The 10,738-nt window shown below is 68.1% G+C and carries 13 protein-coding genes; 8 read left to right on the top strand and 5 right to left on the bottom strand.

Annotation, left to right across the window (positions count from 1 at the left end; translation table 11 throughout):
- Positions 1–58 precede the first annotated feature (58 nt).
- The 3 genes from pstC to Ahu01nite_RS19925 form a co-directional block, all read right to left on the bottom strand.
- Positions 59–1,144 (bottom strand): phosphate ABC transporter permease subunit PstC, encoded by a 1,086-nt coding sequence (pstC, locus tag Ahu01nite_RS19915; RefSeq protein ID WP_203838076.1) that lies wholly within the window; start codon positions 1,142–1,144, stop codon positions 59–61.
- Between the two features lie 49 nt (positions 1,145–1,193).
- Positions 1,194–2,285: a phosphate ABC transporter substrate-binding protein PstS gene (gene pstS / locus Ahu01nite_RS19920; RefSeq protein WP_203838077.1), complete on the bottom strand. Its 1,092-nt coding sequence runs from the start codon at positions 2,283–2,285 to the stop codon at positions 1,194–1,196.
- A 358-nt stretch (positions 2,286–2,643) separates the two neighbouring features.
- Positions 2,644–3,081, bottom strand: a complete 438-nt coding sequence (locus tag Ahu01nite_RS19925; RefSeq protein WP_203838078.1) for an Lrp/AsnC family transcriptional regulator — start codon at positions 3,079–3,081, stop codon at positions 2,644–2,646.
- Between the two features lie 112 nt (positions 3,082–3,193).
- Between Ahu01nite_RS19925 and Ahu01nite_RS19930 the strand changes: the two genes are divergently transcribed.
- Positions 3,194–4,066: a tryptophan 2,3-dioxygenase gene (locus Ahu01nite_RS19930; protein ID WP_203838079.1), complete on the top strand. Its 873-nt coding sequence runs from the start codon at positions 3,194–3,196 to the stop codon at positions 4,064–4,066.
- Here the strand turns inward: Ahu01nite_RS19930 and mshD are convergent.
- Positions 4,057–4,920 (bottom strand): mycothiol synthase, encoded by an 864-nt coding sequence (gene mshD, locus Ahu01nite_RS19935; RefSeq protein ID WP_203838080.1) that lies wholly within the window; start codon positions 4,918–4,920, stop codon positions 4,057–4,059. The two genes, Ahu01nite_RS19930 and mshD, sit on opposite strands and share 10 nt — an antisense overlap.
- Positions 4,921–4,923: 3 nt before the next feature.
- Positions 4,924–5,646: a winged helix-turn-helix transcriptional regulator gene (locus Ahu01nite_RS19940; RefSeq protein ID WP_203838081.1), complete on the bottom strand. Its 723-nt coding sequence runs from the start codon at positions 5,644–5,646 to the stop codon at positions 4,924–4,926.
- A gap of 344 nt (positions 5,647–5,990) precedes the next feature.
- On the opposite strand from Ahu01nite_RS19940, the gene Ahu01nite_RS19945 reads away from it, so the two are divergent.
- The 7 genes from Ahu01nite_RS19945 (at position 5,991) to Ahu01nite_RS19970 (ending at position 10,034) form a co-directional block, all read left to right on the top strand.
- Positions 5,991–6,983, top strand: a complete 993-nt coding sequence (locus Ahu01nite_RS19945) for a hypothetical protein (RefSeq protein ID WP_203838082.1) — start codon at positions 5,991–5,993, stop codon at positions 6,981–6,983.
- Positions 6,984–7,067: 84 nt separating this feature from the next.
- Positions 7,068–7,859, top strand: coding sequence for an LmeA family phospholipid-binding protein (locus tag Ahu01nite_RS19950; protein ID WP_239158988.1), 792 nt, complete (start codon positions 7,068–7,070; stop codon positions 7,857–7,859).
- 69 nt (positions 7,860–7,928) lie between these two features.
- A complete protein-coding gene (locus Ahu01nite_RS51835; RefSeq protein WP_344572287.1) occupies positions 7,929–8,009 on the top strand; it encodes an Ms5788A family Cys-rich leader peptide in 81 nt (26 codons plus the stop codon).
- Positions 8,010–8,154: 145 nt separating this feature from the next.
- Positions 8,155–9,003 carry a sulfurtransferase gene (locus tag Ahu01nite_RS19955; RefSeq protein ID WP_203838083.1) on the top strand — a complete coding sequence of 283 codons (849 nt, stop codon included), beginning with the start codon at positions 8,155–8,157 and terminating at the stop codon, positions 9,001–9,003.
- Between the two features lie 5 nt (positions 9,004–9,008).
- Positions 9,009–9,341 carry a DUF1416 domain-containing protein gene (locus tag Ahu01nite_RS19960; protein ID WP_203838084.1) on the top strand — a complete coding sequence of 111 codons (333 nt, stop codon included), beginning with the start codon at positions 9,009–9,011 and terminating at the stop codon, positions 9,339–9,341.
- Between the two features lie 136 nt (positions 9,342–9,477).
- On the top strand, positions 9,478–9,735 hold the full coding sequence (locus Ahu01nite_RS19965; protein ID WP_203838085.1) for a hypothetical protein: 258 nt from the start codon (positions 9,478–9,480) through the stop codon (positions 9,733–9,735).
- Positions 9,732–10,034: a putative type II toxin-antitoxin system PemK/MazF family toxin gene (locus Ahu01nite_RS19970; protein ID WP_203838086.1), complete on the top strand. Its 303-nt coding sequence runs from the start codon at positions 9,732–9,734 to the stop codon at positions 10,032–10,034. The genes Ahu01nite_RS19965 and Ahu01nite_RS19970 overlap by 4 nt, the downstream gene beginning before the upstream one ends.
- Positions 10,035–10,738: the final 704 nt, after the last annotated feature.

A 10,738-nucleotide genomic window follows, 5' to 3' on the forward strand; every position in this document is an offset into this window, starting at 1 on the left:
CTCACCTTCGGCATGTCCTTCTGGCCCTTCCTGCATTCCTTACGTCCGGTGCAGTCGGTCATGCCGCACTGTCCCGGAACTCGCGGCGGCGGTAGATGATCGCCCGCGCTGCCATGTTGACCACCAGAGTGATGGCGAAGAGCACCAGGCCGGAGGCGATCAGGGCGCCGCGGCCGGTGGCGTTCGCCTCGCCGAAGGTGTTGGCGATGTTGGCGGCGATGGAGTTGCCGCCGCTCTGGATCAGGTTGGCCGAGATGGTGAACGTGATGCCGAGGGTCAGCGCCAGGGCGATGGTCTCACCGAGGGCGCGGCCCAGGCCGAGCATCACCGCGGCGAGGACGCCGGGCTTGCCGTAGGGCAGCACGGCCGTGCGGATCATTTCCCACTTCGTGGCGCCGAGGGCCAGCGCGGCTTCCTCGTTCATCCCCGGTGTCTGCTGGAAGACCTCGCGCGACAGCGAGGTGACGATCGGCAGGACCATGATGGCCAGCACCAGCGAGCCGAGCATGACCGAGCGGCCGAACGGGCCGTCGCCGCCGAAGAGCGGGATCCAGCTGAAGTATTTGTTGAGCCAGATGGAGAAGCTCTGCACCGGCTCCAGGAAGACGTCGCGGCCCCACAGACCGAAGACGACACTGGGCACCGCGGCGAGCAGGTCGATGACGAAGCCGAGCGGCGTGGCGAGCCGCTTCGGTGCGTAGTGCGACAGGAAGAGCGCGATCCCCAGCGCGATCGGTACCGCCACGATCAGCGCGATGACGGAGGTCAGAACCGTTCCGAAGGCGAGCGCCGCGATACCGAAGTGCGGCTGCGTGTCGTTCGGGAACCATTCCTTGGAGGTGAGGAAGTTCGCGTCGTTCTTGCTGAGGGCGGGCACGGCCTTCGAGATCAGGAAGATCGCGATGGCCACGATGATGACGAGCACCATCGCGCCGGCGGCCGTGCTGAGCCCTCTGAAGCCGGTCTCCATGGAGAACCGGGCCTTCTTGGGCAGCGCACCCCCACCACCCTGCGGCGGGCGGTTGCCGGAGAGGTCGTCGGGAGGGATCGGCGATACGCCGTCGCCGGCGGCCCGGGCGTGACGTGCTGTCACACCAGGACCGCCGGCGGCGTTGCTCGCCGAGCGGGACGGATAGTCACCCATTCGCTCGCTCGCTGTCGTCTAGAGGGGGTTAGCTACCGGCGGGGGTAATTCAGGAGATCTTCGCGACCGAGGCCTCGACCTTGCTGCGCACCGACTCGGGGAGCGGCGCGTAGCCGAGCTCGGCGAGGGCCGACTGGCCACCCGTGCTCGAGGTGTAGGTCAGGAAGCCCTTGATCGCGGCGGCCTTCGCGCTGCCCTTGCTGCAGGCGATCTCGTACGTCACCAGAACGATCGGGTAGGCACCCGCCGTGGTGGTGCTGTAGTCGATGTCGAGCGCGAGGTCATCGCCGGTGCCCTTGACCTTGGCACCCTCGATGGTCTTGCCGGCGCTCTCGCCGGTCAGCTCGGTGTACTCGCCCGCGCCATTCTTGATCTTGGCCTTGGACAGGTCGCTGTTCTCCGCGAAGGAGAGCTCCACGTAGGAGATGCTGCCCGCGGTGCTCTTGACGGCCTGCGCGATGCCGTCCGAGCCCTTGGCGCCGGTGCCGCCCGGGGCCTTCCACGCCTTGGCGTTGCTGAAGGTCCAGTCAGCCTCGGCGGTCTTGCTGAGGTACTTGGTGAAGTTGTCGGTGGTGCCCGACTCGTCCGAGCGGTGGACGGTCGCGATGGCCGTGCTCGGCAGCGTGGCGCCGGAGTTCTCGGCGGCGATGGCCGGGTCGTTCCAGGTCTTGATCGTGCCGGCGAAGATCTTGGCGATCGTCGCGGACGAGAGGTTCAGGTCCTTGACACCCTCGACGTTGTAGACGACCGCGATCGGGCCGGTCACCATCGGGAGGTTGAGCGCCTGGCCACCGGGGCACTTGGCGTCGGCCTGCGGCTGCTCCTCCGGCTTCAGGGCGGAGTCGGAACCGGCGAAGTCGGCGGTGCCGGCGATGAACGCCTGGATGCCCGCGCCGGAGCCGGTGCCCTCGTAGCCGATCTTGGCGTCGGCGCACTGGCCCTGGTAGGTCTTGATCCACTCGTCCATGGCGTTCTTCTGCGCGGACGAACCCTGCGCGGTCAGCTGACCGGCAGCGCAGTTCCCCGCTGCAGCCGAGGCGGCACCCGCGGTGGGTTCCTCGGCGTTGTCAGAGCCACACGCGGTGAGCGCGAATGCGGCGGTCATGGCAATACCAGCAACGTAGTACCGCTGGAGCTTCACGGTTTCCCCTTCAATGAAAATGCATATCCGGGCTCCGATGCTCCCGGCGGCCGAACTCTCATCGGCACATCGGAAAGCTAAAAGTTCCAGGTGACCGGGATGCCGGGCCTAAATGAACTAGGGGTGAACAGGTAGACCCCGCAAAGTTTCCTTTGGCTGAGGAGGGGTTGTCCGTTACGTGAACCGCGCGTCTGTTGACCTAAATGTCCGCCAATTTCCGGGCGAGTCACCACCTCTTTACCCGGGTTGAGACGGGTGTGGCGGGTGGGATGTGCTCCTGATCACGAACCCAGCGTTCACCTTCTGGACGCCTGTCGAGGCCTTTTTCGTTTACCTGCTGATCATCTTGTTCCGTCCGTCAGGGCAGTGGGAGGACCGGCTGCCATGGGAGGGGGGTTGACAAAACCATGGTGCTCGATGGCTGGCCGTATTTGCCGAGCCTGTCGATCACCGTCTCGAAGGCCTCCATCGAGGCGGTCGCGACCCTCAGCACGCTGCACGCGTCGCCGGTGACCCGGTAGATCTCCATGACTTCCGGCCAGCCCGGCACAGCCTCGTCGAGCAGCAGGCAGGTCGCGCCGTAACAGGACATCGTGACCAGGGCGATCACGTCGCGTCCGGTCCGGGCCAGATCGACGTGGGCGTGATAGCCGGTGACCACGCCGTTCTCCTCGAGCCGGCGGACCCGCTCGGCCACCGCGGGCGGCGACAGATGTACGCGCCGGGACAGCTCGCTGTAGGACAGCCGCGCATCGGCCTGGAGCTCCCGCAGCAGGGCCCAGTCCATCGCGTCCATCCAGGCCACCTTCCGATCTGAAACCGATCTTGCAAATCTAGTGTCCGATCACCTGTCCCGGGGGATCGGCACCGTTGATTCGGTATTCACCGCCGGGCCCCACGGCGAAAGGATGGTCACCGTGAATCTGGCATCGACGACCGCCTCGGAGCGGGACGAACGGGCGGCGCGCACCGGCGGCCGTCCCACCCTCGAGTTCGCACAGCGGGTGCCCTACGACACCTATACGCACGCGAGCACCCTGCACACGCTGCAGCAACCCCTCAGCACGGACCCGGGTGAGATGTCGTTCCTGGTCGTCAGCCAGATCATGGAGCTGTACTTCAACCTGGTCCGGCACGAGCTGCGCGAGGCCCGCACCCTGCTGCGCGCCGACGAGGTGTGGCCGGCGCTGGCCCCGCTGCGCCGCGCCGCACTGCACCTGGAGGGCCTCAACGCGGCCTGGCAGACGCTGCGCTGGATGACCCCGGACGACTTCAACCGGTTCCGGGACCTGCTGGGCGAGGGCTCCGGCTTCCAGTCGGCGATGTACCGGCACGTGGAGTTCCTGCTCGGCCTGCGTAACGCCGCCCTGATCCGGCCCTTCCGCGGCAGCGACGTCCACGACGAGCTGACGGCGGCGCTGCACGAGCCGAGCCTCTGGGACGAGGTGATCGCGCTGCTCGCCCGGCACGGCCACGACCTCGAACCGGAGCTGCTCGACCGCGACCTGACCGTGGACCACGAGGCGGACGCGTCGGTGGCCGCGGCCTGGGTGCTCATCTACCGCGACAACGGCCCGGACAACCACCTGCGGATGCTCGGCGAGGCCCTCACCGACGTCGCCGACCGGTTCGGCGACTGGCGTTACCAGCACCTCAAAGCGGTGCAGCGCACGATGGGGGCGAAGGTGGGCAGCGGCGGCTCGAACGGGCTCGGCTGGTTGCAGCGCAGCATGAGCCGGACGGTCTTCCCCGAGCTCTGGACCTCGCGAACTCAGATGTGACGGGCGTACTGAACGTCGGTGGAGAAGACCTCGAAGCCGAGACGACGGTAGAGCGCGACCGCCGCGGTGTTGGACTCGTCCACGTAGAGCAGGGCGTCGGCGAGTCCCTGGGCGGCGAGGTGACGCAGCCCGGCGACACTGAGCGCGGCGCCGAGGCCGCGGCGGTGACCACCCGGGTCGACGCCGAGCACGTAGATCTCACCGATCGCCGGAGTGTCGCCCTCGGCGGCGTGGACCTTTGTCCAGTGGAAACCGAGCAGCTTGTCGTCGGCGTCGACGGCCAGCAGGAAACCGGCCGGGTCGAACCAGGGCTCGGCGAACCGCAGCCGCAGGTCGTCATGCGTCCATCCGCCCTGCTCGGGGTGGTGGTCGAAGGCGCGGGAATTCACGCCCAGCCAGGCCTCGTCGTCCGCTCCCGGGACGAAGGCGCGCACCCGCACGCCGTCGGGGAGCGGGACGTCGGGCAGCTCGGGCGCGGTGAGGCTGCGGCGCATCTGCCAGAGGACGCGGTCACGGGTGAAGCCGTGCTTCTCCGCGAAAGCGCGGGCGGCCGGCTCGTCGCCGTGGGCCCAGAACTGCAGCTCGCCCGGGCCCGCGGCGGTCAGCAGCGCGGTGCCGTGGCCGTGCAGACGGTGCTTGGGGTGCACGATCAGCTCACCGGCTGTGCCGGACACAAACGCATATCCGGCGAGGTCGCCGCCGTCGGCGTAGGTGAGAAGGTGCCGATGGGTCGTGCCGCGCAGGCCGAGAACGCCGTCCTCGGAGAGCGGGTGGACGCCGTCGACCTCAGCCGCCGCGGTGACCAACGCGATGACGTCGGCCACCTCGGCGGCGGTGAGTTGCACTTCAGGCACTGGTCAGACCGGCAGCGAGACGGGCTCGTTGTCGGGGAGCTGGCGGCCGGTCGGCGGCACGACGAACTTGTAGCCGACCTGACGCACGGTGCCGATCATCGATTCGTACTCGGAGCCGAGCTTGGCGCGCAGGCGGCGGACGTGGACGTCGACCGTGCGGGTGCCGCCGAAGTAGTCGTAGCCCCAGACCTCACGCAGCAGCTGGTCGCGGGTGAAGACCCGGCCCGGGTGCTGCGCCAGGAACTTGAGCAGCTCGAACTCCTTGTAGGTGAGGTCGAGCGGCCGGCCCTTGAGCTTGGCGGCGTACGTGTCGGGGTCGATGTTGAGCTCGCCGGCCCGGATGGAGCCACCGGCCCCGGCCGTGGCATTGGTCAGCCGGCCGACACCCAGGCGCAGCCGGGCCTCGACCTCGGCCGGTCCGGCGCTGGCCAGGATGACGTCGTCGACACCCCAGTCGGCGTTGAGGGCGATCAGCCCGGCCTCGGTCACAACGGCCATCAGCGGCACGCCGATGCCCGTGGCGTGCAGCATGCGGCAGGTGGCCCGGGCCTCCGACAGCTCGGAGCGGGCGTCGACCAGCACGGCATCCGGGCTCGGGCCCGACACCAGAGTGCGCACATCGCGGGGAGCGGTGCGCACGGAGTGGGGCAGCAGGTCCAGGGCGGGGAGCACGGCGGAAGGCTCACCGGCGCGGGCCGTCACCAACAGGAGGATTTCCACACTCACCTCGATCCTCGCGGCACGAGGGCCGCTCGGGTGACCCGGTCTGCGCGGCACAGGGCTGCACATCCGGAGGGTCTCTTCCCGGCGTCACCGACGGGTGGGCTGCGAATACCTTAACCGATGCATTCGGTAGATCACCCATATCCGAACACCGAGTGATGTGATGAACGCCCCGGAGGTGGCCGAACGGCTAATTGGTAACCAGCCTTTTACCCGAGTGGCACATCGCACCAGCTGGGAGCGTACCCATGTTGCCGGGAGGTGACGAAACGCCGGTCTGATCATGCCGGATAGCGGGACGGCCCGCGATGGGGACGTTTTGCTCCGGGTCTGGCACCATCGCAGACGTGTTTCCCACCACCCCGCGAGACAGCGATGCCTGGGACGAGGATGTCTCCCGGGAGATCGCTCGTTCCGCGCCGCGCCGGGGCGACTCCGGCTTCTACGCCGGCGACCGTCCGGAGGAGCCGGCCGAGGACGACGAGGACGAGTTCGAAGAAGAAGTTCGATTCGTTCCCGTACGCCGCCAGTTGTCGGTCGCGATCGGCGGCTTCGCGGCGCTGCTGGGTGCCGGCCTGATCCTCGGCGCGCAGTCGTCGGGCCCCGATGCGCGGCTGCCGTACGCCATCGTGCTCCTCGGTGTGCAGGCGCTCTACGTCCTGGCCTTCACCATGGCGATCCGGCCGCCCGCGGCCGGGATCGTCGCCGGGGTGTGCATGGCCACGGGCCTGGCTGCCGACTACCTGGCGGTGACCAGCGACCCGGCCGGCGTGCTGGACCTCATTTACCTGCTCGTCGGCGGTTTCGTGGTGGCGCTGGTCGGCCAGACCATCCGCGCCAGGGACCGGCTCCAGCTGCGCGACGCCCTCGGCGGCACGTTCGTCATCGTGCTCGGCGTGGTTTCCTTCGCGACGCCGCTCGTGCTCGTCCGCAAGCCGATCGGCACCCAGGCGGTGCTGGTCTGCCTCGCCGCCGTGGCACTGTCCCTGCTGGTGGCGCATCTGACCGACGCGGTCTTCCCTAAACCGAGGATCGCCCCGGCGGTGCCCCGCGGCGCGACCGGCGTGATCCTCGGCGCGATGCTCGGCACCCTCGCGGCCGCGGCCCTGGGCAGCGTCCTCGTGCTGCCGTTCACGCCGGCCAAGGGCGCGATCCTCGGCTTCGCGGTCGCCGGCATCGCCGGGCTGGTCGACCTCGCGGTCAACTTCTCCGAGGCGGGCCGCAGCATGGCCGGCGACGCGCCGACGTTCTGGGTGGCCCGGCACATGCAGGGTCCGCTCGGCGCGTTCGCACTGTCCCTGCCGGTCACGTACATCCTGACCAGTTTCATGCTTTCCTGACCTGTTACGCGTGTCCCGAGTCGTGGCACTGGGCATATACCGTCACCGTCGCCATTCCCTGAAGGTCGTCGCGAGGAGCAACAAGTGGCTGAGGTGTACGGGTCCGCCAAACCCCGCAAGCGATGGGGCCGGCGCCTGCTGATCACCTTCCTGGTGCTCCTGATCCTGCTGGCCGTGGCGCTGGTCGTGGCCGACCGGGTCGCGGCGTCCTATGCGGAACGGGTCATCGGTGACCGGGTGTCGGACCAGCTGGCCAACCAGAAGGCGACCGCCGAGAAGCCCGACGTCACGGTCGAGGGCGTCCCGTTCCTGACGCAGGTCGCCAGCGGTGACTACCAGGAGATCAAGATCCTGCTGAACAACTTCACCGCCCCGACCGGCACCGCGGACCAGAAGATCAAGATGCCGACGCTGGACATCCGGGCCAAGGACGTCGACGCGCCGATCGACACCCTGCGCAACGGCAACGGGGACATCAAGGCCGGCACGGTGACCGGCACAGGCACCATTGCGTACGCCGACCTGGCCACCCTCATCGGGCAGAAGGGCCTGACCGTGGGGGAGAAGGACGGCAAACTCGTCGGGACAGCGCCGGTCGAGGCGCTGGGCCAGACGTTCAACGTCACCGGCACCGCAAATCTCGAGGTGACGGATGGCGTCGTGAAGGTCCGCTTCGCCGACGTGACCGCCGACGGGCTGCCGAACATCCCGCTGGTCCGCAATCTGATCGACAACTACGTGCAACAGCTCTCTTACGACCTGGCCGTGCCCGCGCTGCCGCTGAACCTCAAGGTCCAGAAGGTCGAACCCCGCGCGGACGGCCTGGTGGTGACCACGGGAGCCAACAATGTGTCGCTGAGTTCGGGCGGACTGTGACGGCCGCCTCCGTCCCGGATGGTGGTCGACGGTGTTCCGGGCTCTGGAACCGCTGGTAGGGTCAGTCCCATGAGCCTCCTGCTGCTCACCAAGAGGCGCGCGGTCGACCTGTGCCGCGTGGCCGCCTGCCTGTGTTGCCCCGTCATCTGACGGGGCCACTTCCGCATTTCCTTAGCCCGGCAGTGGCGCCGTACGCAAAGCGTGATCCGTTTTCCCGGTTCAGCGCGCGTGCGACCTCTCCAAAGTCCCCCCGCGCTGACTCACCCCTCTCTCACCTGACCAAGGGAGTACCGCGATGAGTCGCGACACCGCACTCGTCTCTGCCGATTGGGCCGAGAAGAACCTCGAGACCCCGGGCGTTGTCTTCGTCGAGGTCGACGAGGACACCACCGCGTACGACGGTGGCCACATCCCCGGCGCGATCAAGATCGACTGGAAGTCCGACCTGCAGGACCCGGTCCGCCGGGACTTCGTGAACCAGGAGCAGTTCTCCAAGCTCCTCTCCGACCGCGGCATCAGCAACGACGACACAGTCATCCTCTACGGCGGCAACAACAACTGGTTCGCGGCGTACGCGTTCTGGTACTTCAAGCTCTACGGCCACGGCGACGTGAAGCTGCTCGACGGCGGCCGCAAGAAGTGGGAGCTCGACGCCCGCCCGTACAGCAAGGACATCCCCACCCGGGCCACGACTTCGTATGAGGCTTCGGCGCCCGACCTTTCGATCCGCGCGTTCCGCGACGAGGTCGTCGCCGCGATCGGCGAGAAGAACCTCGTCGACGTCCGCAGCCCCGACGAGTTCGCCGGCCGCCTCCTCGCCCCGGCCCACCTCCCGCAGGAGCAGTCCCAGCGCGGCGGCCACATCCCCACCGCGATCAGCGTCCCGTGGAGCAAGGCCGCCAACGAGGACGGCACCTTCAAGTCCGACGCCGACCTCACCAAGATCTACGGCGACGCGGGCCTCGACGGCAGCAAGGACACCATCGCCTACTGCCGCATCGGCGAGCGCTCCTCGCACACCTGGTTCGTGCTCAAGGAGCTCCTCGGCCAGGAGAACGTGAAGAACTACGACGGTTCGTGGACCGAGTACGGCTCGCTCATCGGCGTCCCGATCGCCCTCGGCGACGAACCCGGAAAGGCGTGACCCGGATGACCAGCCCCTCCAACATCGCGGACGGTTGCGCCGCCCCCGACCAGTCGGCTCCCATCCCGGCCAGCGTCGACCTCCAGAAGGAAACCGTCATCACCGGCACGGTGACCAGCGCCGAAGGCGAAGCGGTGGCCGGCGCATACGTCCGCCTCCTCGACTCCACCGGCGAATTCACCGCCGAGGTTGTCACCTCCCCCCAGGGCGTCTTCCGCTTCTTCGCCGCCCCGGGCACCTGGACCCTGCGCGCCCTGTCCCGCTCGGGCAACGGCGAACTAGCCGTCGACGCCACCCGAGGCGTCAACGAGGTAGGCCTCAGCGTCGCCGCAGCCTGACCCACGCTCTGCCACGAAGGCCGGAATCCCGCGAGGGGTCCCGGCCTTCGCACTTTATCCACAGGATTTCCCGGGTTATCCACAGGCAGGGTTGCGCGGGGTGGAAACGATCATTAGTCATTAGTAATCTAGCGCTGTGACTATCTCAAAAATAGCAACCAAGCCCACCGAGCAGGTCTCCTTCCTGATGGAATCGGCGGTGCTCCGCGGGGTGCGGGAGACCGCTGCCTCCCGGGGTGTGCCGCTGGACGAATTTCTCCGCCAGGCGGTCTGGCACTGGGCGATCGCCGAGTCCGCCAAGCTCATGGCGGACTACGAACGGCAGCACCCCGACGACATGCGGGACTGGCGGGAGCATGTCATGGACCAGATGTTCGCCGAGGAGACCGAATGAGGCGTGGTGAGATCTGGGTGGTCTCCCGCCTCGGATCCAAACGCGCAGTGGTCATCGTCGGCCACGACACGCTGACTGCCGACCGGGACGCAGTCCTGACCGTGCCGCTGTCGGACGTCATGCCGGTGCGGATCGCCGAGCCTGCCCTCAGGGACTCAACCGGCATGTCGGTGGGAATCGCCCGGACACCCCTGCTCGGCCAGGTGATGAAGGACTATCTGATCGAGCGCCGGGGCGAGCTCGCCCCGGCCAGCGTGGAGAACCTGGATATCGCACTCCGGGCGGTGCTTGACCTGTGAATGGGGTCGGGTTGGGGCGCGTGCGAGCATGGCGGGCGTGAGTTTGCCTGGCTACCCTGCTGACGCGTCCCCGCCTGATCCTGACGAGGCCGGGTCCGCTGGTGCCGGCGCGCGGAATTCCAGCCCTGCCGACGCCGACAACGGCGGCCCCGAGCTGCCCACTTCCGGCCCGCCGGTCGGCGCGCTGGCCGGCTCGTCCGATGGCACGGCGGGTGTCGTCGGGGAGCGCGCTGATCGTCGGTCGGTTGACTCTGAGCTTGCTGATCCTCAGCCGGTTGACTCTGACCCTGCTGACCCTGAGCCGGTTGACTCTGAGCTTGCTGACCCTGAGCCGGTTCCTTCTGAGCTTGCTGACTTCCAACCGGTTACCCCCGAGGTCGCTGACTCTGACGTTGCCAGGCCTGAGTCCGTTACCTCGGCCGCCTCCGCGTCCGCGTCCGAAAATGTCGGGCATGAGGCTGCCATCTCTGAATCGGCGACATCGGAGGCTGCCATCTCTGAGCCTGGCGATTCGGATGCCGCCAAGCCTGTGGCTGCTATCCCCGCAGCTGCTGAGGCTGCGACGCCCGTGGCTGCTGAGGCTGCGACGCCCGTGGCTGCTGAGGCTGCGATCCCCGTGACTGCTACCCCTGCGGCTGCTGAAGCTGGGACCCTCATGGCTGCGGAGGGTCCAACCCTCGCGGCTGCGACCTCTGCGACCTCTA

The organism is Winogradskya humida, assembly GCF_016862215.1.
Taxonomy (GTDB): domain Bacteria; phylum Actinomycetota; class Actinomycetes; order Mycobacteriales; family Micromonosporaceae; genus Actinoplanes; species Actinoplanes humidus.